Below are 25,082 nucleotides of genomic sequence, written 5' to 3'. Positions count from 1 at the left end.
TGTTGACTACCGGGGTCAGACCCGCCGGGACTCGGCGTCCCCGTCTGACCCAGCCTTCAATTTCCCTCAGAAAAGAGATATCCATGTCCCGTATCGCCACCACCTTCGCCAACTTAAAATCCAACAACAAGACCGGCCTGGTCACCTTCATCACCGCCGGCGACCCCGGCCCCGACGCCACCGTTCCCCTGATGCACGCGCTCGTCGAGGGCGGCGCCGATGTGCTGGAGCTGGGCGTGCCGTTTTCCGACCCCATGGCCGAAGGCCCCGTCATCCAGCGCGCCTGCGAGCGGGCCCTGAAATTCAACGTTGGCATCCACGATGTGTTCGGCTATGTGCGCCAGTTCCGCGCAACGAACCAGACGACGCCCGTGGTGTTGATGGGTTATGCCAACCCGATCGAGCGCATCGGCAGCGCCGCCTTCATTGCAGCGGCACAGGCGGCCGGCGCCGACGGCGCCATCGTCGTCGATTATCCGCCGGAAGAGTGCGAGGAATTCGCGGCCGCCATGCGGGAAGCGGGCCTCGACCTGATTTTTCTCTTGGCGCCCACTTCGACGGAAGAGCGCATCGCGCAAGTGGCCAAGGTTGGCGGCGGCTTCAGCTATTACGTGTCGCTGAAAGGCGTCACGGGTGCCGGCAACATTGATACGCAACAGGTGGCGGAGCGCCTCGCGGCCATCCGCCAGCATGTAAAATTACCCATCGGCGTGGGCTTCGGCATCCGCGATGGCGCCACGGCCAAGGCCGTTGCCAAGGTGGCCGACGCCGTCGTGATTGGCAGCCGCATCATCCAGGAAATTGAAAATGCGCCGGAAGGCGGCGCCGTCGACGCCGTGCGCAGCTTTACGGCAGGCATCCGCGCCGCACTGGACGCCTGAGCAAACTTGTTGTTTACGCAAGCTCGGGTGGCGGCAAAGTTCGACAGCCCGGCGATAAACGGCTACACTTCGGCCACTGATTTGCCTGTTATTGTGCAATAGATAAAATTTTTGGTGGCGTCCTGCGGGGCGTCGCCGTTTACCGTCTGCCGGGGGCGTCCACCGACGCTACCCCTACAAGGGCCCAAGGAGAAAATATGAGTTGGTTGGAAAAACTGCTGCCACCGCGCATCCAGCGTTCTGATGCCGCCGCGCGCAAGACCATGCCGGAAGGCCTGTGGGTCAAGTGCCCGTCGTGCGAAGCCGTGCTGTACCGTACGGACCTGGAATCGAATTTGCACGTGTGCCCGAAATGTGATCACCACATGCGCATTCGCGCGCGTGAACGCCTCGACAGCCTGCTCGACGCGGGCGGCCGCTATGAAATCGGCCAGGAAATCCTGCCTGTCGATACCTTGAAATTCAAGGACAGCAAGAAGTACCCTGACCGCCTGAAGTCCGCCATGGAAGCGACGGGCGAGACGGATGCGATGGTCGTCATGGGCGGCGCCATCATGAGCCTGCCGGTTGTCGTGGCGTGCTTCGAATTCGAATTCATGGGCGGCTCCATGGGTTCCGTCGTGGGCGAGCGTTTCGTGCGCGGCGCGCAAATCGCGCTGGAACAGAAAGTGCCGTTCATTTGCATCACCGCCACCGGTGGCGCGCGCATGCAGGAAGGCTTGCTGTCCCTGATGCAGATGGCTAAGACCACGGCCATGCTGACCAAGCTGTCCGAAAAGAAATTGCCATTCATCAGCGTGCTGACCGACCCGACCATGGGAGGCGTGTCCGCCTCGTTCGCCTTTATGGGCGACGTCGTCATCGCCGAACCGAAAGCGCTGATCGGCTTTGCCGGTCCGCGCGTGATTGAAAACACCGTGCGCGAAAAACTGCCGGAAGGCTTCCAGCGCGCCGAGTTCCTCGTCACCAAGGGCGCCGTCGACATGATCGTCGACCGCCGCAAGATGCGCGAAGAAATCGCCCGCCTGCTGGCCTTGTTGCAAAACCAGGCTGTGGAAGTGCTGGCGTAACGCCAAAGTATCAGGCCGGGCGGTGTCCTGCGGACCCGCCCGGTTGCCACGCAACACCGTCTCCGCGCCTCGCGCACTGTCTCCTCATCAAGAAGTCTCCCATGCAAAACCTCCCCACCACCTTGCCGGACTGGCTCGCCATGCTGGAAACCCGCCATTCGGAAACCCAGATCAACATGGGCCTGGACCGCGTGCAAGCCGTCAAGGCGCGCATGCAGCTGGCTTTTACTTGCCCCGTGATCATGGTGGCGGGCACGAATGGCAAGGGTTCCACCTGCGCCATGCTGGAATCGGTACTGTTGCGTGCCGGCTACAAAGTGGGGCTGTACATCAAGCCGCATTTTCTCGATTTTAACGAGCGCGCCCGCGTGCTGGGCGAGATGGCCAGCGATGAACAGATCGTCGCCAGCTTCCACGCTGTCGAAGCCGTGCGCGGCGACACGCCGCTCACGTATTTCGAATTCACCACCCTGGCGATTCTGCATCTGCTGTCGCAGGCCAAGCTGGACGTGGCCATCCTGGAAGTGGGCCTGGGCGGGCGCCTGGACGCCGTCAACGTGATCGACGCCGATGTCGCTATCGTCACCAGCGTCGATATCGACCACACGGATTACCTGGGCGACACGCGCGAAGCGATCGGCTTTGAAAAGGCGGGCATCTTCCGTCCGGGCAAGGCTGCCATCTGCAGCGACCCCGTGCCGCCGCAGTCGCTGATCGATCATGCCGAGGCCATCGGCGCCGACCTGTGGCTGATGGGCCGCGATTTCAACTATTCGGGCGACAAGCAGCAGTGGAACTACGGCGGGCGCGAGCAGCGCCGCAATTCGCTCGCGTATCCAAGCTTGCGCGGCGCCAACCAGATCCTCAATGCGACGGCCGTGCTGGCCGCGCTGGAAGTGCTGAAGCTGAAACTGCCCGTGGGCGCGCAGGAAGTGCGCACGGGCCTGGTGACGGTGGAACTGCCGGGCCGCTTCCAGGTCTTGCCTGGCCGCCCCAGCGTGATCCTCGACGTGGCGCACAATCCCCACGCGGCGTCGGCGCTGAACCAGAACCTGGGCAATATGGGCTATCACCCGTACACCTATGCCGTGTTCGGCTCCATGCAGGACAAGGATATCGATGGCGTATTGGCCGCGATGAGCGAACACGTCGACCACTGGTGCCTGACGAGCCTGCCTTCGCCGCGCGCGGCCACGGCTTCCGAGCTGGCCGCCAAGGTGCAGATCATGCTCGAAGATAAGCCCGATAGCAGCGAACATACTGTGTCTATTTTCGATGATCCGGCACAAGCTTTTGCAAATGCAATGAGCCGGGCCGGTGAGAATGATAGAATTGTGGTCTTTGGTTCTTTCCTCACCGTTGCAGGCGTGATGAAGGCCCGAAAATCCTCACTTCACTGAAACGCACTCGACTGAAAATCACGCATGGGCTTGTTCTCGAAACTGTTTAAAAACAAGCAAGAATCCTCTGGCGAAGACAGCGGCTTTTATGTCCCTGGCGAAGCACAGTCGCCGACCCGCAAGCGCGCAGCCAACACCTCCGGTGGCGGTGGATCGCGCCGTGGCGGCAAGGAAGCGCCGGACCCGGTCTTGCCTGAAAAAAAGCGCGCACGCCGCCGCCTGGTCGGGGCCATTGCACTGGCCCTGGGCGTGGCTGTCGGCTTGCCGATGCTGCTCGACTCCGAGCCGAAGGCGCCGTTCAACGATATCGCCATCGACATTCCGTCGAAGGAAAAGGCCGTCGCGCCTGCACCGGCGCCCGTGCCGGCCGTTCCAGCCCGGGCCGCGGCAAATGGCCTGGACCAGTCCGAGGAAATCGTCGACGCGCCGCTGCCGCCTGCGGCCAAGCCTACGCCTACGCCTGCGCCGGCACCCGTGCTGGCGGCTGCCCAGCCCGTACCGGTCAAGCCGACCTACGTGGAACCGAAACCCGAGCCCAAGCCTGAGCCCAAGCCGGTCAAAGTGGAGCCGAAACCGGAGCCTAAGCACGAAAGCAAGCCCGAGCCGAAACACGAGTCCAAGCCCGAACCCAAGCCTGAGCCCAAGCATGAAGTAAAGCCGGAAGCCAAGCCCGAGCCGAAGCCTGCCAAGCCGGCGCAATCGGCTGACGATGCCGCGCGCGCGCTGGCGATCCTGGAAGGCAAGCCGCAAGAGAAAGCACAGGACAAGGCGCACGACGCCGGCAGCGGCAAGTTCGTGGTGCAGGTGGCGGCCCTGGCGACGCAGGACAAGGTCGATGAATTGCAGGACAAGCTGCGCGATGCGGGCATCAAGTCGTACACGCAGAAAGTCTCCAGCCCGGCGGGCGAACGCATCCGCGTGCGCGTGGGGCCGTTCGGCAGCCGCGAAGACGCTGAAAAGACCCGCGCCAAGCTGCAAAAGCTGGGCCTGGGCGGCAGCCTGGTACCGGCGTGATGTTGCAAGGCTGAATCGGCGTGACGATCTTCGATTACCTGGTGCTGTTCGTGCTGGTGACGTCCGTGCTGATCAGCATGATGCGTGGCCTGGTCAAGGAAATACTGTCATTGGTCAGCTGGATCGTGGCCTTCGTCATTGCCAACGCCTATGGCGCCACCCTGGCGAAATTCCTGCCGGAAGCCGTGCCGGGCGAAGCCATCCGTTTGTTGCTGGCTTTCGTCGTGCTGTTCATCGGCGTGCGCATTTTGATGGGATTGCTGTCCATGACGGTCGACGCGCTCGTCAAGGTAACGGGCCTGAGCCTGGCCGACCGCACCCTGGGCACCCTGTTCGGCGTGGCGCGGGGCCTTGTGATCGTGCTGACCGCCGTCATCTTGTGTGGGATGACGTCCATACCGCAGCAGCCATTCTGGAAAAACGCGCAGCTCAGCCCGCTCGCGGAGCAGGGCGCGCGCGCCATCAAGCCTTATCTGCCTGCCGCTTACGCGCAGCATGTGAAATTTTGAATTTTTTTAAAATCAGTAGCACAGTTTAGGAGCACACCATGTGTGGCATCGTCGGCGTCGTTTCCCATCAACCTGTCAATCAATTGCTCTATGATGCATTGTTGCTCTTGCAACATCGCGGTCAGGACGCGGCAGGGATTGCGACCAATCACAGCAGTATGTTTTCCATGCACAAAGCCAATGGCCTCGTGCGTGACGTCTTCCGTACGCGCAACATGCGTTCGCTGCAAGGCACGACGGGCATCGGCCATTGCCGTTACCCGACGGCCGGTTCGTCGAGCGAAGAGGAAGCACAACCGTTCTATGTGAATGCGCCGTTCGGCATCACCCTGGCGCACAATGGCAACCTGACCAACTGGGAGCAGTTGAAGCTGGAAATGTTCAAGAACGACCGCCGCCACATCAATACCGATTCCGATTCGGAAGTGCTGCTCAACGTGCTGGCGCATGAAATCCAGGAAGCGACGACGGGCCTGAACCTGGACCCGGAAGCCATCTTCAAGGCCGTTACCGTGCTGAACCGCCGCGTCAAGGGTGGCTACGCCGCCGTCGCGCAAATCGCCGGCGTGGGCTTGCTGGCCTTCCGCGACCCGCACGGCATCCGTCCGTTGTGCCTGGGCATCAATGAAACGGAGCAGGGTCCCGAATACCTGATCGCTTCCGAATCCGTGGCCCTGGAAGGCATGGGCTTCCGCTTCGTGCGCGACATCGGTCCCGGCGAGGCCGTCTTCATCGATGCCGACAAGAAATTGCACAGCGCCCAGTGCGCCGACAATGCCAGCCTGAACCCGTGCGTGTTCGAATTCGTCTACCTGGCCCGTCCCGACTCCGTCATCGACGGCGCCTCCGTGTACGCCACGCGCTTGAAAATGGGCGAATACCTGGCCGAGAAGATCCGCGCCGAGTTGCCAGGCGTGCATATCGACGTGGTCATGCCGATTCCCGATTCCTCGCGTCCGGCCGCCATCCAGCTGGCCATGGCACTGAACATCGAGTACCGCGAAGGCTTCATCAAGAACCGCTACATCGGCCGCACCTTCATCATGCCGGGCCAGGCGGCGCGCAAGAAATCCGTGCGCCAGAAGCTCAACGCGATCCCGTCCGAATTCAAGGATAAAGTGGTGCTGCTGGTCGACGATTCCATCGTGCGCGGCACCACCAGCCGTGAAATCGTGCAGATGGCGCGTGAAGCGGGCGCGACCAAGGTCATCTTCGCTTCGGCCGCGCCACCGGTGATCTACCCGAACGTGTACGGTATCGACATGCCGACGCGCGACGAACTGATCGCCTACGGCCGCACGACGGAAGAAGTGTGCCGCGAAATCACGGCCGACTACCTGGTTTACCAGGATATCGGCGCGCTGAAGCAGGCGATCGCCGACGTCAACCCGGCCCTGACCAATTTCGAAGCGTCGTGCTTCGATGGCGTGTATGTGACGGGCGACGTGTCGCAGGAATACCTGGACCGCCTGGAATATGCGCGCCACCATCCGAAGGCGGCAGCGCCCGAAGATACGCCGCGTTCCCAGCTGAACCTGAACCTCGCTACCACCGAGGGTTGATGCAGGGCCCGGCTATTGCCGGGCTTTTTTTTGCCTGATATTTTTCTCCGCCTTGCGCACCATTTAATCATGAGCAACAACAAAACCTACGGCTTTACCACCACCATCCTGCATAACGACCGCCGCAAGGGCATCGAGCACGGCTCGCTGCACAAGCCCGTGCATACTTCCGTGGCGTTCGGCTACGGCGACGCGCGCCAGCTCGCTTCCGTATTCCAGGGCAAGGAGCCGGGCTTTCGCTATGGCCGCCAGGGCAATCCGACGGTTTCCGCGCTGGAAGACAAAGTCAACAAGATGGAAGACGGCGTGGCGACGCTGTGCTTCGCCACCGGCATGGGCGCCATCGGCGCCGTGGTGCAATCGCTGCTGCGCGCGGGCGACCACGTGGTGTCGTCAGCGTTTTTGTTTGGCAACACCAACAGCCTGTGGCAAACGGTGACGGGGCAGGGCATCGCCGTGTCGTTCGTCGACGCCACCGATGTCGCCAATGTGGCCGCTGCCATCACGCCGCAAACGCGCATCGTGTTTGTGGAAACCATCGCCAATCCGCGCACGCAGATCGCCGACCTGGCAAAAATCGGCGACTTGTGCCGCGAAAAAGGTATTTTGTATATCGTCGACAACACCATGACGACGCCGTATCTGTTCCGCCCGAAAGCCGTGGGCGCGGGCCTGGTGGTGAACGCCTTGACGAAATCGATCGGCGGCCATGGCAATGCGCTGGGCGGCAGCCTGACGGACACGGGTATGTTCGACTGGGCGCGCTATCCGAACATTTTTGAGAATTACAAGAAGGCAGCGCCGGCGCAGTGGGGCATCGCGCAAATCCGCGCCAAGGCCTTGCGCGACTTTGGCGCCTCGCTGGGTCCGGAAGCGGCGCACCATATCGCCGTCGGCGCGGAAACCATGGCCTTGCGCATGGACCGCACCTGCTCGAACGCCCTGGCGCTGGCCACCATGCTTGCCGCCGACCCGCGCGTGGCGGCCGTGCATTATCCTGGCTTGCCATCGCACCCGCAGCACGCCTTGGCAGCGGATTTGTTCCGCAGCTATGGTTCGCTGTTCAGCTTTGAGCTGAAAGACGGCATCGACTGCTTTGATTTCCTCAATCGCTTGAACCTGGCCATTCCGGCGAGTAATCTGGGCGACACGCGCACCCTGGTCATTCCCGTCGCCCACACCATCTTCTACGAGATGGGCGCCGAGCGCCGCGCCAGCATGGGCATCGCCGAGTCCCTGATCCGCGTCTCGGTGGGCATCGAAGATGAGGCCGATCTGCTCGAGGATTTCAGCAGTGCGCTGGATGCATAAGCCGCCGCGCACAATGTAAAAAGGGCCGCGACAGTCATGCTGTCGCGGCCCTTTTTTACGTGCGGCAGTTTAATGCCAGCTGCGCATCAGTCCGACGGCGAGGCCTTCCAACGCAAACTCGTCTTCGGGCGACACGGTAATCACCTTGAAGTCCGGGTTTTCCGGCAGCAGCTCGATGACGGAGCCCGTCTTCTTGTAGCGCTTGACGGTGACTTCGTCGCCGATGCGCGCGACGACGATCTGGCCATTCTTGGCGCTGTCGACCTTTTTCACGGCCAGCAAGTCGCCATCCATGATGCCGGCGTCGCGCATGGACCAGCCGCGCACCTTCAGCAGGAAATCGGGCTTGGCCGAGAACAGGGCCGGGTCGACGTTGTAGCTCGCTTCCAGGTTTTCCTGGGCCAGGATGGGCGAGCCTGCCGCCACCCGGCCGATCAGGGGCAGCGACATCAGCAGCGCTGCAGGCACTTTCGATGGCGGCGCTTCGGCGGCCGCGCCGATCAGACGGATGCCGCGCGAGGTGCCGGGCGAAATCTCGATCGCGCCCTTGCGGGCCAGGGCCTGCAAATGCTCTTCGGCCGCATTGGCCGATTTGAAACCCAGTTCATTGGCGATTTCGGCACGGGTGGGAGGAAAGCCCGTGTTTTCAATCGCGTCCTTGATCAGGTTCAGGATTTGTTCTTGTCGTGCTGTCAGCTTGATCATGAGCGGTGGGTGCATACTAAAATGCTGTCTATATGAACAGTCTGTATTTTTGTACAGTATCGTCCACTATGCAAGGGGATTTCCGTGTTTTGGGCGAATTTCGCAAGAAATACTTGCCCACGGTCGGAAAGCACGGCGGCGCACGGGCTTTTCGGGCGCTTGTGGAAGGAATGATTGAAACGTTTGCAAAAGGCGGTTATAATCTTCGGCTGACCTTCCCACACCCGTCTTGACGCCGGGGTGGGCGATTATCAATCCGACCTGAAGGAGTTTGCATGCGTCATTATGAAATAGTCTTTATCGTCCATCCGGACCAAAGCGAGCAAGTGCCCGCGATGATCGAACGCTACAAAGCCAGCGTAACCACCCGCGGCGGTTCGGTTCACCGCGTGGAAGATTGGGGCCGCCGTCAAATGGCTTACTCGATCCAAAAGCTGCCTAAAGCACACTACATCTGCCTGAACATCGAATGCGACAACGAGACCCTGGTCGAGTTGGAAACAGCATTCAAATTCAATGATGCCGTGTTGCGTCACCTGACCGTTAAAATGAAGAAAGCTGAAACAGCTCCTTCGCCGATGATGAAATCGGTACAACGCGAAGACGCGGCCAAAAGCCACCGCACCGAAGCACCAGCAGCCGCTCCAGCCGCAGCCGCTTAATTCTTGACCAGGATCGTGCGCTGAACCAGCTACAAGTTACCGCCATCATTGCCGAGCGCGAAATATTGCGCTATACCCCGGCAGGGCTGCCGATTGTGAATGCAGTTTTGCAACACAGTTCGCAGCAGATGGAAGCAGGGATTGCCCGTTTGACCGAGTTTGATGTTGCCGCGCTAGCTGCTGGCGAAATCTCAGGCCGGTTCAGCCAGGCAAGCTTGGGCGGGGTGTATCAGTTCACGGGTTTCCTGGCCAGGAAGAGCCGCAACAGCAAGAGTTTGGTGTTTCACATCATTGATTTTAGTGCAGTCAATTCTGACTAGCGCATTTTAGATACAGGAGCCTGACATGGCATTCGGTAAAAAGTTCGACAAAAATAAGCTCAAGCTTAAAGAAAAACGCAAACAGCAAAACCCGTTGTTCAAACGCAAGAAGTTCTGCCGCTTCACCGCAGCTCACGTTGAGCAAGTCGACTACAAAGACGTCGACACGCTGAAAGACTTCGTCCAAGAAAACGGCAAGATCATGCCAGCACGCCTGACCGGTACCAAAGCGCATTACCAGCGCCAAGTTGACACCGCAATCAAGCGCGCTCGCTTCCTCGCGCTGCTGCCATACACCGATCTGCACCACGCTTAATCGGTCAGATATTCCTGGAGAAGAACTATGCAAATCATTCTGTTAGAAAAAGTTGTTAACGTCGGTAACCTCGGCGAAGTCGTCAAAGTCAAAGACGGTTACGCACGTAACTTCCTGATCCCGCAACGCCTGGCACGTCGTGCTACGGCAACCGCTGTGGCTGAATTCGAAGTCAAGCGCGCCGAACTGGAAAAAGCTGCTGCCGCCAAACTGGCCGCATCGCAAGCCCAAGGCGAAAAACTGAGCGGCCTGACCGTTCAAGTTGCTCAAAAAGCTGGTGTTGATGGCCGTCTGTTCGGTTCCGTCACCAACTTCGACATCGCTGAAGCGCTGACCAAGCAAGGTTTTGCTGTTGAAAAAGCACAAATCCGCATGCCTACCGGCCCGCTGAAGATCGTTGGCGAGCACAACGTTTCGGTTGCTCTGCACACCGACGTGGTCGTGGAAGTTGTTATCGCTGTCGTTCCAGACGCGAACGCGTAATTGTCTGCGGGCCTGGCCCGCAAGCATTGCCGCACTATGAAAAGCCGGGTTCGCCCGGCTTTTTTGTGGCCTTTTTTTCGCTCAATTTCAGCCCTTTATTTTTGCCATCACGCCGAAGCGGGTATAATTCGCGCCATGAACGCCCCCTCTGATCCGCAACTGGATTCCCTCCGTATTCCGCCGCATTCGATCGAAGCAGAACAATCCGTCATCGGTGGTCTGCTGCGCGACAATGCCGCGTATGACCGCATCGCCGACTTCATGCATGCGGAGGATTTCTATCGCTATGACCATCGCATCATCTTCGAGCAAATCGTCAAGATGGTTAACGCTTCCAAGCCAGCCGATGTCATTACTGTTTTTGAAACCCTGACCCAGCTCGGCAAGGCCGATGATGTGGGCGGACTCGCTTACCTGAACGCCATGGCGCAAAACACGCCATCGGCCGCGAACATCCGGCGCTACGCCGAGATCGTGCGCGACCGCGGCGTGCTGCGTAAACTCATCACCGTCGCCGACGATATCTCCGGCACGGCCTTCAGCCCGCAAGGCAAGGAAGTCAAGCAGATGCTTGACGAGGCCGAATCGAAGATTTTCGCCATCGCCGAAGAAGGCGCGCGCGGCGCCCAGGGCTGGACTGCTATCCAGCCCCTGCTGACGCAGGTGGTCGAGCGCATCGACGAACTGTACAGCCGTGACAACCAGAGTGAAATCACGGGCGTGCCCACCGGTTTCATCGACCTCGACCGCATGACCTCGGGTCTGCAGCCGGGCGACCTGGTGATCGTGGCGGGCCGTCCGTCGATGGGCAAGACGGCGTTTTCCGTCAACATCGGCGAAAACGTGGCCATCGACAGCGGCTTGCCCGTGGCCGTGTTCTCGATGGAGATGGGCGGCGCCCAGCTGGCCATGCGTATGCTCGGCTCCGTCGGACAGCTCGACCAGCACCGTTTGCGTACTGGCCGCCTGAACGACGAAGACTGGCCGCGTCTGACGAATGCGATCCAGAAGATGAACGACGCGCAGTTGTATATCGATGAAACGCCGGCGCTCAATTCCATCGAATTGCGCGCCCGCTCGCGCCGCTTGTCGCGTCAATGCGGCAAGCTGGGCCTGATCATCGTCGATTACTTGCAACTGATGTCGGCCAATACGCCCGGCGACAACCGCGCCACGGAGATTTCCGAGATTTCACGGGGCTTGAAAGGCCTGGCGAAAGAACTCGGTTGCCCCGTGATCGCGCTGTCCCAGCTGAACCGCTCGCTGGAACAACGCCCGAACAAACGTCCTGTCATGTCCGACTTGCGCGAATCGGGCGCTATTGAGCAGGATGCCGACGTGATCCTGTTCATTTACCGCGACGAGGTGTATAACCCCGACTCGCCAGACAAGGGAACGGCCGAGATCATCATCGGTAAACAGCGTAACGGTCCAATCGGCAGCATCCGCCTCACCTTCATGGGGCAGTACACCAAATTTGGCAATTACAGTGGTGGCCTGGCGCTTTACCAAGGCGACTAAGACTCAGCAGCACTGGCAATTCCATCGGCCGCCCCCGACAACGGGGCGGCTTTCTGTAGTAAATAACACGACTCAATGCTTAACGGAGAATGACATGTTTGGACGCTTGATGCCCACTGAGGGCAAGTTTTTTGAATTGTTTAACCAGCACGCGGAACTGTGCGTCAAGGGCGCCAAAGAGATGCTCGGCCTGATGACCAATTTCGACGACCTGGAAAACCGCGTGCATGCGATCGAAAGCATCGAGAAACAGGCGGACAAAGTCACCTACGCCACCGTGGAAATGCTGCACAAGACCTTTATCACACCAATCGACCGCGATGACATCCATCAGCTGATCACGCGCCAGGACGACATCCTCGACCTGCTGGAAGATGCGGCGCAAACCGTCTCGCTGTACGACCTGAAAGCCGTCACGCCGGAAGCCAAGCGCCTGGCCGAACTGGTGCTGGCCTGTACCGAAAAAGTGCGCGACGCCGTCGCCATGCTGCACAACATGGACAACTCGCGCAAGATCGTCGCCATCTGCGAAGAGATCGACCGCCTGGAGTCGGACGCCGACCACGTGATGCGCGCCGCGATGTCCAAACTGTTCCGCGACGAGCCGGACGTGCGCAACCTGATCAAGCTGAAAGCGATCTACGAAATTCTGGAAACCGTGACCGACCGTTGCGAAGATGTGTCCAATATTATCGAAGGCATCATCGTCGAAAACGCGTAAGCGTTGGGCCTGTCCTGAACCAGAATCAGAAAAGAAACTATAATGACCATACAAATCAGCATCTACGTGCTAGGCCTGTTGATCGTCCTGGCGCTGCTGTTTGACTTCATGAACGGCTTCCACGATGCCGCCAACGCGATCGCCACGGTGGTCTCGACGGGCGTATTGAAACCGCAGACCGCGGTTGCCATGGCCGCCACGTTCAACTTTGTCGCCATCTTCGTGTTCCACCAGCTGACCGTGGCCGCCACGGTGGGCAAGGGCACCATCGATCCGGCAGTGATCGACCAGTACGTGATCTTCGGCGCGCTGATGGGCGCCATCTTCTGGAATTTGTTTACCTGGTACTACGGCATTCCCTCGTCGTCCTCGCACGCGCTGATCGGCGGCCTGGTGGGCGCCGCTGTCGCCAAGTCCGGCACGGGCGCGCTGGTCGCGGCCGGCCTGTGGAAAACCGTCGCCTTCATCGTCATCGCACCGGTGCTTGGCTTCGTGTTCGGCTCCATCATGATGCTGATCGTGTCATGGATTTTTGTCCGTTCGACGCCGCGCAAGGTCGACAAGTGGTTCCGCCGTTTGCAACTGGTCTCGGCGGCCGCCTACAGCCTGGGCCACGGCGGCAACGACGCGCAAAAAACCATCGGCATCATCTGGATGCTGCTGATCGCCGCCGGCTACTCGAGCACGAACGACCAGATGCCGCCGATGTGGGTCATCATCTCGTGCTACACGGCCATCAGCTTCGGCACGCTGTTCGGCGGCTGGCGCATCGTCAAGACCATGGGCCAGAAGATCACCAAGTTGAAACCCGTAGGCGGCTTCTGCGCCGAAACGGGCGGCGCGATCACCCTGTTCGTCTCGACGGCGCTGGGCATTCCCGTGTCGACCACGCACACCATCACGGGCGCCATCGTCGGTGTCGGCTCGTCGCAAAAAATGTCGGCCGTGCGTTGGGGCGTGGCAGGCAATATCGTCTGGGCCTGGATCTTCACGATTCCCGCTTCCGCTTTCGTCGCAGCAGTCGCATGGTGGATTGGCCACCACATCATGTAATGGATAGCCAACGCCAGTAAAAAGGGAGCTTTGCGGCTCCCTTTTTTTATGCGCCGGCCAGTTCCACCGTCAGCCCCTCGCTGGCGAGGAACACTTGCAAGCCGGCCAGGCGGCTCGCATAGCGGCCCATCACGTCGGCAAACACGGCTTCGAGCTGCTCGTCGCTGCGGGTCGGTTCGTGGTGGGTGCAGTACAGGCGCCGCGCACCGCAGCGCAGGGCCAGGTCGAAGGCGGCGTCGAAGGTGCCGTGGCCCCAGCCCTGCTTGCCCGGGTATTCTTCGCGTGTGTACGAGCAATCCATGATCAGCGCGTCGACGCCGGCGACCAGTGCGTCGATGCCGGCCTGGCGCTGCGCATTGCGCGCCGCGCAGGCCGCATGCTCGGCGTGGCCGGGCGGATGCAGGTTGTAGAACGGTTCATGGTCGCCGCTGAAAAACAGCGAGGCGCCGCCGCAGTCGATGCGGTAGCCGAGGTTGACCACCGGATGGTTCATTTCCGCGCCGCGCACGCGCGCGCCGCCCACCTCGACGGCTTCGCCGGGCGCCAGGGTGCGGTACTCGATGCTGGCCGCCATGGCTGCTTCGCTGACGGGAAAATAGCTGCCTTGCAGCTGCACCGCCATCACGTGCTCGATGCCGCGCCCGCTGCTGCCGTCCAGAGCGCCATGCAGGCGCATGCGGTTGCCGGCCACGAACAGGGGCGAGAACATGGGCAAGCCGTGGATATGGTCCCAGTGGCTGTGCGTGATGAAGACGTACGCGTCGACGGGCTGGCCCGGCGGCAGTTGCTGCGCCAGCGAAAAGATGCCGCTGCCCGCATCGAGAATGATCAGGCTATCGTTGTCGGTGCGCACTTCGATGCACGTGGTGTTGCCGCCATAGCGCGCCGTGCGCGGGCCGGGGGAGGGGATGGAGCCGCGCACGCCCCTGAACGTGAATTTCATTCAGTACCTTGTTACAGTGTAATTATTGTTGATTCTATTCTAATTAATGAGATTGGCGGCAACATTTATGCGTGTTGCGATACGGAAAGTAATTTCATTTTGTTGTGACTAAGTAATGTACAGTGCGCGGGACGGCCGTTACACTGGCGCTTGCCGACTTCCCCTTTTTTGCTTGCCCATTACCTGATTGCCACCAATATGCCTCAGTTGCACCCTGAGAAAATCGCCCACAGACTGGAGCAATTGACCGAACTCAGTGTCGCGCTCGGCCACGGCCTGGGCGGCGAGGGGCACGACATCGGCGCGCTGTTGCAGCGCATCGTGCTGCTGGCAAAAAGCATGAGCGGCGCCGATGGCGCGACCCTGTACCGGCCCGCGCTCGAGGGCCGCCAGCTGGCGTTCGACATCAGCGTCAACGACAGCCTGGGCATCGCGCAGGGCGCCGACATGGGCTTGCCGGGCGTGCCCCTGTTCGATGGCGCGGACCAGCCGAACCTGGCATCGGTGGCCGCGTATGCGGCGAACATGCGCCGCAGCGTGAATATCGCCGACGTCTACCGCGACGAGGTCTTCAATTTTTCCGGCATGCGCGAGTTCGACCGCCACCACGGCTACCACACGCAATCGATCCTGACGGTGCCCATGAGCGACCACGAGGGCGACCTGATCGGCGTGCTGCAGCTGGTCAATGCCAAGGATGGCGAGACTGGCCAGGTGCGGGCCTTTTCCTCCACCGACCAGCGCTTCATCGAGGCGCTGGCCGCGCAGGCGGGCGTGGCGCTGACGAATCAGCTGCTCATCTCGCAACTGGAAGAGCTGCTCGAATCCCTGGTTACCCTGATCAATATCGGCATCGATGAAAAGTCGCCGTACACGGGGCGTCATTGCCAGTTCGTGCCCGAGCTGACGATGCTGCTGGCCGACGCCGCGCACGCGACGCAAACGGGGCCGCTGGCCGATTTCCGGCTCAGCGACAACGAGCGCAAGCAGCTGTGGCTTGCCGGCCTGCTGCACGACTGCGGCAAGATCACCACGCCCGTGCATGTGGTCGACAAGGCCACCAAGCTGGAAACCATCTTCGACCGCATCGCCCTGATCGACACGCGCTACGAAGTGCTGCTGCGCGACGCCGAGATCGCGGCCCTGCGCCAGCAGGCGGCGCAGCCGCGGCAAAAGGACGCCATCGCCAGCGCGCTGGAGCAGGAGCAGGCGGCGCTGCGCGAAGAGCGCGACTTCATCCGCACGGTCAACATCGGCGGCGAAAGCATGGCGCAAGCCGACCAGGAGCGCGTGCGGCAGATCGCCAGGCGCCGCTGGCGCGCGGCCGATGGCGAACTGCGTGATTTTCTCGACGCCGACGAGACGGAAAACCTGACCATCCGCGCCGGCACCCTGACGGCGGCCGAACGGGCCATCGTCAACAACCATATCAGCGTGTCGATCCGCATGCTCGAAGCGCTGCCGTGGCCCAAGCACCTGCAAAAGGTGCCGGAATACGCGGGCGGCCACCACGAACGCATGGATGGCAAGGGCTATCCGCGCGGGCTGACGAAAGAGCAGATGTCGGTGCCGGCGCGGCTGATGGCCATCGCCGACATTTTCGAGGCGCTGACGGCGCGCGACCGGCCCTACAAGAAGGGCAAGTCGCTGTCCGAATCGCTGCGCATCCTCGGCAATTTCAGCCTGAACGGGCATATCGATCCGGAGCTGTTCGACGTTTTCATCCGCAGCAAGGTCTATCTGACCTTCGCTGAAAAGCACATGCATCCGAGCCAGATCGATGCCGTCGACGAGGCGGCCATTCCGGGCTATACCCCTTGAAGCTGGCGCAGGCCTTGCGCAAGCATGGGGCGCGCTCGCTGCTGGGCGTGCTCTTGACTGTGGCCGCGGCCGTGCTATGCCTGGCCGGCAATGACACGATCGCCCGCCTCGATGCCATGCTGGGCGACTGGCGCATGCGTGCCGAGACGCCGCAGCTGGACCGCCGCATCGTCATTGTCGACATCGACGAGCAAAGCCTGGCCAAGGTAGGCCGCTTCCCGTGGAGCCGCGACGTCCAGGCGCGCCTGGTGCGCCAGCTCACCGGCCATTACGGCGTGGCCGCGCTGGGCTTCGATATTGCGTTTCCCGAAGCGGACACCAGTTCCGGCTACGCCGTGCTGCAAGGCCTGGCGCAGGGCGAACTGGCGGGCGTGCCCGGCTTGCCGGCGCAGCTGGAAAAGCTGCGCCCGGCCATGGACTACGATGGCTTGTTTGCCGAGGCCATGCGCGGCCAGCCCGTGGTGCTGGGCTACAGCGTGTCGGAGCAGCAAAGGAAGGGCGTGCTGCCCAAGCCCGCCTTCACCGTCGCCGACCTGAATGGCCGCACGGTGACGGCCTACGTGGCGCGCGGCTACGAAGCCAATATCGCGCCACTGCAGGCGGCCGCGCAAGGCGCCGGCATCTTCACGGCCTTGACCGATGCCGATGGCGTCGTGCGTTCCTCGACCCTGCTGCAGCGCATCGGCGACGGCTATTACCCTTCGCTGTCGCTGGCCACCGTCGCCGTCTACCTGCAGGCGCGCGCCATCGCCCCCCGTTTCACGGGCACGGCCGATACCCTGTCGGCGCGCGAGCTGGCCAGCGGCGGCCTTGAACACATCATGCTGTTCACGCCGCGCGGCGCGCTGGCGATCCCCGTGGGCGAAGCCTTGACCACCACGGTGCAGTACCGCGGCGCGGGCGGCCCCGATGGCGGCGCTTTCCGTTATGTCTCGGCGTCCGACGTGCTGGCCGGTACGGTGCCTGCCGCGCTGCTGAAGGGCGCCATCGTGCTGGTGGGCACGACGGCGCCCGGCTTGAACGATATCCGCGCCACGCCCGTGAATGCCGAGTTTCCGGGGGTGGAGGTGCACGCCAACCTGATCAAGTCCATGCTCGACGGGCGTTTCAAGGCGCGGCCCGACTATGCGCTGGCCTTTGAGCTGGTGCAGATACTGCTGTTTGGCCTGCTGCTGGCGGGCGCCCTGGCGGTGCTGTCGCCGGCCGGCGTGATGCTGGCGACGCTGGGAGCGCTGGCGGGGGGCATCGGCATCAACGTGTACCTGTACGCCGCGCACGACCTGGTGCTGGGCGGCGCCGTGCTGCTGTTGCTGATCCTTGCGCTGTTCATCGCCAACCTGGCGTGGGGCTACTTTTTCGAGGTGCGCAAGGGACGTGCGCTGGTGGCGCGTTTCGGCGAATATGTGGCGCCCGAACTGGTGGCCGAGATGGCCGACGATCCGCGCCGCTACACGATGGAGGGCGAGAACCGCGAACTGACGGTGCTGTTTGCCGACGTGCGCGGTTTCACGGCCATTTCCGAGCAGCTGGCGCCGGCCGCGCTGCGCGAATACATCAACGCATACCTGACGGCCATGTCGGAAGATATTCGCGACAGCCATGGCGGCACCCTGGACAAATACATCGGCGACGCCGTGATGGCGTTCTGGGGCGCGCCCGTCGCCTTTGGCGATCACGCCAGCCGGGCCGTGGCCAGCGCCCTGCTGATGCAGGGCAGCGCGGCGCGGCTGAACCGGCAGTTTTGCGCGCGCGGCTGGCCGGCGCTGCGCATCGGCATCGGCCTCAATACGGGACCCATGCATGTGGGCGACATGGGTTCGCGCATCCGCCGCGCCTATACCGTGATGGGCGACAGCGTCAACCTGGCCGCCCGCCTGGAAGGCGCCAGCAAGCTGTATGGCGTGGGCATCGTCGTGGGCCAGGCCACGCGCGCCGCCGCCCCGGATTTCCTGTACCGCGAGCTGGACCGCGTCAGAGTGGTGGGCAAGCAGGAAGCGGTGGCCATCTTCGAGCCGCGCTGCCTGCTGGCCGGCGCCCCTGCCGCGGAGCTGGCGCAGCTCGAGCGCTGGCATGCGGCGCTGGCCAGTCTGCGCGCGCGCGACTGGGCGGAGGCCGGCATGCAGCTGGCCCGTTTGCAGGCGGACTTTCCCGACGATGGCTTGTACACGCTATACGCGGCGCGCCTGGAGCAGTACCGCAACGCGGCGCCGCCTGCCGGCTGGGATGGCGTGACGGAATTGCACAGCAAATAGGCCGGCCATTCGGCATTTTTCACCATTCTCGGCACGCTGTTTGTTGCGTTGCGATAAAAATCAGGGGGAAATGTTAGAAATTTCTGACTGGAAACTAAAAGCCGTCTAAAATTTGTCTTCAACCCATTGCCGGACACGCTGGCGCCTGCGGGCCGCGCGCTTGTCCTGTTACACAAGAAATCCTTCACATGACATATCGTTTGGTGCACCTGCTTGCGGGTTCCGCGCTGCTGTTCGCCGTCGGCGCCGCCGCTGCCGTTTCCATGGATGAAGCCGCTCCTGCCGCACAGGAAGACGGCGTGCCGCGCTTCGAGATCCGCCGCTTCGACGTCCAGGGCAATACCCTGCTTACGCCCGCGCAGGTGCAAGCCTTGCTGGCGCCCTTTACGGGAGCGCAGCGCGATTTTTCCGACATTGCCCGCGCCGTCGAAGCACTGGAGGGGGCCTACCGCGAGCGCGGCTACAGCGCCGTGCAGGTGCAATTGCCCGAGCAGGAGCTGGAACGGGGCGTGGTGCGCCTGAGCGTGCTGCAAACGCCGCTGGGCAAGCTCGCCATCAGCGGCAATACCTACGTCGACGAGGCCAACGTGCGGCGTGCCTTGCCGGCCTTGCGCGAAGGCGAGACGCCGAACGTGCCGGCCCTGTCGCAAAGCCTGAGGCTGGCCAATGAAAATCCGGCGCGCAAGATCGAAGTGCGCCTGCAGGCCGACGAGCCGGCCGGCGCCATCGACGCCATCGTCACGGTGGCCGATGAAAAGCCGTGGAAGGCCATGCTCAACGTGGACAATACGGGCAATACGCAAACGGGCAAGACGCACGTGGGCGTGGTGCTGCAGCATGCCAACCTGTTCGGCCGCGACCATGTGGCCAGCCTGCAATACACGAGCAGCCTGGAAAAACCGGACAAGGTGGGCGTGTATGGCGCCGGCTACCACTTGCCGCTGTATGCGCTGGGCGACTCGATGGATTTTTTCGCCAGCTATTCGAACGTCGACTCGGGCAGCGTCTCGGCCGGCATCTTCGACCTGGCCGTCAGCGGCCAGGGCAGCATGGCCGGCATCCGCTACAACCAGAATTTTGCCCGCAGCGGCGATTTCGAACCCAAGCTCGTGTACGGCGTCGACTACAAGGCGTACCGCAACAGCGTGCAACTGTTCGGCATGGAACTGGGCGCCGACGTCACCGTGCATCCGCTCAGCGTCAGCTACATCGGCAACTGGACCTTGCCCACGGGCGAAACCAGCGTGGCGCTCACCTTCGCGCATAACATTCCTGGTGGCAAGCACGGCGCGCAAGCCGATTTCGACCGGGTGCGCGCGCATGCCAAGGCCGCCTACAACACCTTGCGCCTGAGCGCCAGCACGGGGCGCGTGCTGGCCAACGACTGGCAATGGCGCGCGCTCGTCAACGCGCAAGTCACGCCGGACGCGCTGGTGCCGGGCGAGCAGTTCGGCGCCGGCGGCGCCGCGTCCGTGCGGGGCTTTGCCGAGCGCGAGGTATCGAATGATTCGGGCGTCAACCTGAACCTGGAACTGTACACGCCGAACTGGTGCGGCGAGGCGCTCGGTTACCAGTGCCGCGCGCTGGCCTTCTATGACACGGCCTGGCTGCGCCGCAACCATGCGCTGCCCGGCGAAAGCGCGTCGCAAGGCATCAGCAGCGGCGGCCTGGGCCTGCGTTTGCTGTTGAGCCGCTACGCCAATCTGCAACTCGATTACGCCCATGTCGTCAATGGCGGCGACACGGGACAGCGGGGCGCCAACCGCCTGCATTTCCGCCTCGCCTTGGCCTACTAGTATCAGGATGAACACCATGCACACCCACGTCCAGCACGCCTCCGTTTTTATCCTGACGCCGCCCTTTGCGCTACCATTTTCGCCGCCCCTGCGCCGCACGGTGCTGGCGCTGCTGCTGGCCGGCTGTTTCGGCGCCGCGCAAGCCAACCCCGCCTTGCCGCAGGTGGTCAACGGACAGGCCACCTTCAATCAGCAGGGCAATATCTTCTCGATCACGAACACGCCCAACACCATCATCAACTGGCAGAGCTTTTCCATCCATGCGGGCGAAATCACGCGCTTCATCCAGCAAAACGGCAATAGCGCCGTACTCAACCGCATCACGGGACAAGACCCCAGCAAGATTCTGGGCAGCCTAGAATCGAATGGCAAGGTCTTCCTGATCAACCCGAACGGCATCGTCTTTGGCCAGGGCGCCAAGGTGGACGTGAACGGGCTGGTCGCTTCCAGCCTGGGCATGACGAACGAGGATTTCCTGGCCGGCAAACGCCAGTTCACGGCTGGCGGCGTGGCTGGCGGCGTTGGCAATGCGGGCACCATCAATGCAGGCAAGGGCGGGCAAGTATTGCTGATCGCGCCGAACGTGGAAAACACGGGCATCATCACGGCGCCAAATGGCGAAGTGATCCTGGCGGCCGGGCGCAGCGTGCAACTGGCCGACCCCGGCAATCCGCAATTGCGCGTGCTCGTCTCGGCGCCAAGCGACCAGGCCCTGAACCTGGGCCAGATCATCGCTCAGGGCGGCAGCATCGGCATGGCCGGCGCACTGGTCAGCCAGCGTGGCGTGCTCAACGCCAACAGCGCCGTCGTCGGCGACAATGGCCGGATCGTCCTCAAGTCCAGCGGCAAGGCGCTGCTCGAAGCGGGCAGCGTCACCAGCGCCACGGGCGCGACCGGCAAGGGCGGCGACATCCAGGTGCTGGGCGAGCAGGTGGGTTTGCTGGGCAATGCGAAGGTCGACGCCAGCGGCGCCACGGGCGGCGGCACGGTCTTGCTGGGCGGCGACTACCAGGGCAAGAACGCGGCCGTGCAGAATGCGCGCCAGGTGCTCGTCGGCAAGGACGCCAGCGTCGCTGCCGACGCCATCCAAAGCGGCAATGGCGGCAAGGTCATCGCCTGGGGCGACGAGTCGGCCCAGGTGCACGGCAGCATTTCCGCGCGCGGCGGCGCGCAGGGCGGCGACGGTGGTTTCGTGGAAACCTCGGGCCATTCCCTGGCCGTCGACGGCATCCGCGTCAATACCAGCGCGGCGCGCGGCAAGCGCGGCAACTGGCTGCTCGATCCTTACGATATCACCGTGATCGCCGGCTCCGGCGGCCAGCTGGGCGACGTCGACCAGTTCGCCGACGCGCCATCCACCGGCAACACCAATCTCGGCGCCGACCTCATTTCTGGCGCCAGCAGCAACGTCACCTTGCAGGCAACGCATCGCATCAACTTCAACAGCGCCATCAACATCACACAGCAAGGCGTGGGCCTGACGGCGCAGGCGGGCGAAACGATCAACGTCAACGCATCCATCAGCACCAATGGCGGAGCCGTCAGATTGTTGGCCAATGATGCCAGCAGCGGCAGCGTTGGCGCCGTTGGCTCGCATGTGAATCTGGCCGCGCCGATCACCAGCAATGGCGGTAGCGTTTATCTGTCGGGCGCTGGCGTGAGTGGCGCCGGCGTGGTCAATGCCGGCAGCGGCCATCTGAGCCTGATCAGCAATTTCCAGGGCGGTGCTATCGACCTGACCGGTAGCGGAGATCAGTTGCAGGGCGGCGGCATTGCCGGCCAGACGGTGATCCTGCAGGCAGACAATATCGGCATTAACGGCACGCTCAACTTCGGCGGCACGGCCGGCGGCGCGAACGTGATCATCAAGCCTTTGAGCAGTGCGCGCAGCATCGACCTGGGCACCAAATCGGGTACGGCCCTGAGTTTGAACGCGGTTGAACTGGCCGGCATCTCGGCCGCGTCGCTGACCATCGGCGACGGCACGAACACGGGTGGCCTGCGCATATCGGATGCGCTGGCGAGAACAGGCGACCTGCACCTCAATTCAGGTTCCGCCATCACGGCCACGGGCGCCGTGACGGTCGATGGCAGCTTTGTTCTGGACGGCGGCAGCTGGATGCAAAACGCGTCGGTCCTGCCAGGCTTCAGTGCCAGAAGCTTTGCCATCGGCAGCGGCGCCAGCTTCCTGCGCGCGGCCGGCGGCGACGGCGTCTCCTCGCCCTACCTGATCGCCGATATCTATGGCTTGCAAGGCATGGCCAGCCTGGGTCTCGGCAACAGCTATCGCCTGGCCGGCAATCTCGACGCCAGCGGTACCGTGAACTGGAACAATGGCCAGGGCTTTGTGCCCATTGGCGGCGGCAGCGGTTTTTCCGGCGTGTTCGATGGCGGCGGATTTACGCTCAGCAATTTGATGATCGACCGCAGCCAGGCGCCCGGTTCGGCGGCAGGCCTGTTCGGCACCGTGCAGGGCGGCACCTTGCGCAACCTGACCCTGAGCGGCGGCAGCGTCACCGGCACGGCCAACGTGGGCGCGCTGGCGGGCAATGTTGTCAGCGGCACTATCGATAGCGTCAACAGCAGCATGGCCGTCAGCGGCCAGCGCAATGTCGGTGGCCTGGTGGGCAGCAACGGCGGCGCCATCACCTTGTCCAGCAGCAGCGGCGCCGTCACCGGCGTCAATGCCGACGGCGGCAGCGCCATCGGCGGCCTGGCGGGATGGAATGCGTCCGGCGCCAGCATCACGACCTCGTACGCCACCGGCGTGGTGACGGGTGCGCGCGAAATGATCGGCGGCCTGGTCGGCAACAACCAGGGCGCGCTGAGCCAGTCGTATGCCACCGGCAATGTCACTGGCGCGCGCAGCATCGGCGGCCTGGTAGGTTCGAACGGCGGCAGCATCGATGATGCGTACGCCAGCGGCGCCGTGGGCCGGGCCGGCAGTGCCGACCCCATCCTTGCCAGGGAAAACATGGGCGGGCTGGTCGGTGAAAGCACGGGCAGCGTCAGCCATGTATTCAGCAGCGGCGCCGTAAGCGGCAGCGGCTACGCGGCCGTGGGCGCGGTGGCCGGCCGCGTATCCGCTGGTTCCCCGTTCAGCTATGGTTTTTTCAATTATGAAACGTCGCTGGTGCAGATGGATGCCGGCGGCTCCAGCGGCCGCAGCACGGCCCAGATGCAGCAGCAGGGCAGCTTCAACGACTACAATTTCAACAGCGTGTGGCGTATCTACGAAGGCTACACGACGCCGATGCTGAAGGCTTTCCTGAAGCCGCTGCAAGTGAACCTGTCTGGCAACGCCACGGGCAAGGTCTACGATGGGCAGCTGGCCGCCTTCCTCGGTTCGATAAGCTATGTGGGACTGGCCGGTGGCGACACGGGCGTGAATGGCAGCCTCGGCTACGGCAGCAACGCGCGCAACGTGGGCAGCTACGAAGCGACGGGCCTGTGGTCGACCAAGTACGACATCACCCTGGGCGGCTCGACGACCTTCGCCATCACGCCGCGCGCGCTGACGGTCAGCATCGGCGGCAATGGCAAAGTGTATGACGGCACCCTGGGCTACGACGGCGCCAGTTTCATGCTGGGCAATCTGGTGACGGGCGACAACATCAGTGTCAGCGGCAGCGCCACTTTCCTGGACAAGAATGTGGGCGGCAGCAAGGCCGTGCACGCCAGCGGTCTGGCCCTCGTCGGCAATGAACTGGGCAACTACAGCCTGGCCGCGACGACGGCGGACGGTACGGCGGCCATCACGGCGCGCCTGCTGAACTATGGCGTCTCGGGCGCGCAAAGCCGCGTCTACGACGGTGGCTTGCAGGCGGTCCTGAACGGCTACTTCGAAGGCATCGTGATGGGCGACCAGGTCAGCATGGCGGGCTTGCAGGGCAGCTTCCGCGACAAGAACGCGGGCACTGGCAAAGTGGTCGATTACCAAGTGGCAACGGGCCACCTGACGGGCGCCGATGCGGGCAACTATGTTCTCAATGGCAATGCAGGCAGCACGACGGCCGATATCACGGCGCGTACCCTGAACGTGAGTTTTAACGGCGTCAACAAGACCTACGACGGCACGACGGGCGCGCAAGTGAACTTTGGCGACGACCGCATCCAGGGCGATGCCTTGAGCGTGGCGGGCAACGCGGCGTTTGGCAACAAGAAAGCGGGCCTTGGCAAGGCAGTGCATGTGACGAACGTGGCGTTGAGCGGTGGCGATGCGGACAACTATGTGCTGAACGCCAATGCGGGCAGCACCACGGCCGACATCGCGGCGCGTACCTTGAACGTGAGTTTTAACGGCGTCAACAAGACATATGACGGCACGACAGGCGCGCAGGTAGGCTTTGGCGACGACAGGATCAGTGGCGACAATCTGACGGTAGCGGGCAGCGCCGCCTTTGGCAACAAGAACGCGGGTGTTGGAAAAACCGTCACGGTGACGAATGTGGGTGTGAGCGGCGGCGATGCGGACAACTATGTGCTGAACGCCAATGCGGGCAGTACTACGGCCGACATCGCAGCGCGTACCTTGAACGTGAGTTTTAACGGCGTCAACAAGACGTATGACGGCACGACAGGCGCGCAAGTGAACTTTGGCGATGACCGCGTTCAAGGCGATGCCTTGACGGTGGCGGGCAGCGCCGCCTTTGGCAACAAGAACGCGGGTATTGGAAAAACCGTCACGGTGACGAACGTGGCGTTGAGCGGCGGCGATGCGGACAACTATGTGCTGAACGCCA

General features: G+C 62.6%; 20 protein-coding genes. 18 read left to right on the top strand and 2 right to left on the bottom strand.

What is annotated here, in order from left to right; translation table 11 throughout:
- The first annotated feature begins 83 nt into the window (after nucleotides 1-83).
- The 7 genes from trpA (at nucleotide 84) to GYK42_RS27505 (ending at nucleotide 7,747) form a co-directional block, all read left to right on the top strand.
- The gene (trpA, locus tag GYK42_RS27535; protein WP_166450086.1) at nucleotides 84-881 is read left to right on the top strand and encodes a tryptophan synthase subunit alpha; all 798 of its coding nucleotides are present in this window, start codon (nucleotides 84-86) and stop codon (nucleotides 879-881) included.
- A 197-nt stretch (nucleotides 882-1,078) separates the two neighbouring features.
- Complete coding sequence (gene accD / locus GYK42_RS27530; RefSeq protein ID WP_010400390.1) at nucleotides 1,079-1,951, top strand: acetyl-CoA carboxylase, carboxyltransferase subunit beta; 873 nt, start codon at nucleotides 1,079-1,081, stop codon at nucleotides 1,949-1,951.
- A 101-nt stretch (nucleotides 1,952-2,052) separates the two neighbouring features.
- On the top strand, nucleotides 2,053-3,351 hold the full coding sequence (folC, locus tag GYK42_RS27525) for a bifunctional tetrahydrofolate synthase/dihydrofolate synthase (protein WP_166450085.1): 1,299 nt from the start codon (nucleotides 2,053-2,055) through the stop codon (nucleotides 3,349-3,351).
- 24 nt (nucleotides 3,352-3,375) lie between these two features.
- Complete coding sequence (locus GYK42_RS27520) at nucleotides 3,376-4,365, top strand: SPOR domain-containing protein (RefSeq protein WP_166450084.1); 990 nt, start codon at nucleotides 3,376-3,378, stop codon at nucleotides 4,363-4,365.
- 20 nt (nucleotides 4,366-4,385) lie between these two features.
- A complete protein-coding gene (locus GYK42_RS27515; protein WP_046685790.1) occupies nucleotides 4,386-4,874 on the top strand; it encodes a CvpA family protein in 489 nt (162 codons plus the stop codon).
- Between the two features lie 38 nt (nucleotides 4,875-4,912).
- The gene (gene purF, locus GYK42_RS27510) at nucleotides 4,913-6,436 is read left to right on the top strand and encodes an amidophosphoribosyltransferase (RefSeq protein ID WP_166450083.1); all 1,524 of its coding nucleotides are present in this window, start codon (nucleotides 4,913-4,915) and stop codon (nucleotides 6,434-6,436) included.
- Between the two features lie 69 nt (nucleotides 6,437-6,505).
- A complete protein-coding gene (locus GYK42_RS27505) occupies nucleotides 6,506-7,747 on the top strand; it encodes a cystathionine gamma-synthase family protein (protein ID WP_166450082.1) in 1,242 nt (413 codons plus the stop codon).
- A gap of 69 nt (nucleotides 7,748-7,816) precedes the next feature.
- Here the strand turns inward: GYK42_RS27505 and lexA are convergent, their stop codons facing one another.
- Nucleotides 7,817-8,452: a transcriptional repressor LexA gene (gene lexA, locus GYK42_RS27500; RefSeq protein WP_034750502.1), complete on the bottom strand. Its 636-nt coding sequence runs from the start codon at nucleotides 8,450-8,452 to the stop codon at nucleotides 7,817-7,819.
- Nucleotides 8,453-8,727: 275 nt separating this feature from the next.
- Here lexA and rpsF point away from each other — a divergent pair, with 275 nt between their 5' ends.
- The 7 genes from rpsF to GYK42_RS27465 all read left to right on the top strand — a co-directional run bounded on the left by rpsF (nucleotide 8,728) and on the right by GYK42_RS27465 (nucleotide 13,528).
- Complete coding sequence (gene rpsF, locus GYK42_RS27495; RefSeq protein ID WP_010400028.1) at nucleotides 8,728-9,114, top strand: 30S ribosomal protein S6; 387 nt, start codon at nucleotides 8,728-8,730, stop codon at nucleotides 9,112-9,114.
- Between the two features lie 20 nt (nucleotides 9,115-9,134).
- Complete coding sequence (gene priB / locus GYK42_RS27490; RefSeq protein WP_034783455.1) at nucleotides 9,135-9,434, top strand: primosomal replication protein N; 300 nt, start codon at nucleotides 9,135-9,137, stop codon at nucleotides 9,432-9,434.
- Between the two features lie 25 nt (nucleotides 9,435-9,459).
- On the top strand, nucleotides 9,460-9,750 hold the full coding sequence (gene rpsR / locus GYK42_RS27485) for a 30S ribosomal protein S18 (protein ID WP_010400024.1): 291 nt from the start codon (nucleotides 9,460-9,462) through the stop codon (nucleotides 9,748-9,750).
- A gap of 27 nt (nucleotides 9,751-9,777) precedes the next feature.
- Nucleotides 9,778-10,233, top strand: coding sequence for a 50S ribosomal protein L9 (gene rplI, locus GYK42_RS27480; RefSeq protein ID WP_034783456.1), 456 nt, complete (start codon nucleotides 9,778-9,780; stop codon nucleotides 10,231-10,233).
- Nucleotides 10,234-10,368: 135 nt separating this feature from the next.
- Nucleotides 10,369-11,754 carry a replicative DNA helicase gene (locus tag GYK42_RS27475; RefSeq protein ID WP_034750488.1) on the top strand — a complete coding sequence of 462 codons (1,386 nt, stop codon included), beginning with the start codon at nucleotides 10,369-10,371 and terminating at the stop codon, nucleotides 11,752-11,754.
- 94 nt (nucleotides 11,755-11,848) lie between these two features.
- Nucleotides 11,849-12,475 carry a DUF47 domain-containing protein gene (locus tag GYK42_RS27470; protein ID WP_010400015.1) on the top strand — a complete coding sequence of 209 codons (627 nt, stop codon included), beginning with the start codon at nucleotides 11,849-11,851 and terminating at the stop codon, nucleotides 12,473-12,475.
- Nucleotides 12,476-12,514: 39 nt separating this feature from the next.
- A complete protein-coding gene (locus GYK42_RS27465; protein WP_166450095.1) occupies nucleotides 12,515-13,528 on the top strand; it encodes an inorganic phosphate transporter in 1,014 nt (337 codons plus the stop codon).
- A 46-nt stretch (nucleotides 13,529-13,574) separates the two neighbouring features.
- Here the strand turns inward: GYK42_RS27465 and GYK42_RS27460 are convergent, their stop codons facing one another.
- Nucleotides 13,575-14,471 carry an MBL fold metallo-hydrolase gene (locus tag GYK42_RS27460; protein WP_166450081.1) on the bottom strand — a complete coding sequence of 299 codons (897 nt, stop codon included), beginning with the start codon at nucleotides 14,469-14,471 and terminating at the stop codon, nucleotides 13,575-13,577.
- A 198-nt stretch (nucleotides 14,472-14,669) separates the two neighbouring features.
- Here GYK42_RS27460 and GYK42_RS27455 point away from each other — a divergent pair, with 198 nt between their 5' ends.
- The 4 genes from GYK42_RS27455 to GYK42_RS27440 all read left to right on the top strand — a co-directional run.
- Complete coding sequence (locus tag GYK42_RS27455; protein ID WP_166450080.1) at nucleotides 14,670-16,292, top strand: GAF and HD-GYP domain-containing protein; 1,623 nt, start codon at nucleotides 14,670-14,672, stop codon at nucleotides 16,290-16,292.
- 116 nt (nucleotides 16,293-16,408) lie between these two features.
- Nucleotides 16,409-18,544, top strand: coding sequence for a CHASE2 domain-containing protein (locus tag GYK42_RS27450; RefSeq protein WP_431190191.1), 2,136 nt, complete (start codon nucleotides 16,409-16,411; stop codon nucleotides 18,542-18,544).
- Nucleotides 18,545-18,732: 188 nt separating this feature from the next.
- Nucleotides 18,733-20,340 carry a ShlB/FhaC/HecB family hemolysin secretion/activation protein gene (locus GYK42_RS27445; RefSeq protein WP_166450078.1) on the top strand — a complete coding sequence of 536 codons (1,608 nt, stop codon included), beginning with the start codon at nucleotides 18,733-18,735 and terminating at the stop codon, nucleotides 20,338-20,340.
- A 16-nt stretch (nucleotides 20,341-20,356) separates the two neighbouring features.
- Nucleotides 20,357-25,082: beta strand repeat-containing protein (locus GYK42_RS27440; protein ID WP_166450077.1), on the top strand; the 4,726-nt coding region annotated here is incomplete at its 3' end.

Origin of the sequence: Janthinobacterium lividum (genome assembly GCF_011601275.1) — a bacterium.
Classification (GTDB): Bacteria; Pseudomonadota; Gammaproteobacteria; order Burkholderiales; family Burkholderiaceae_D; genus Janthinobacterium; species Janthinobacterium lividum_E.
The sequence above is the reverse complement of the archived record's forward strand: the minus strand, read 5'-3'. Positions and strand labels throughout refer to the sequence as shown.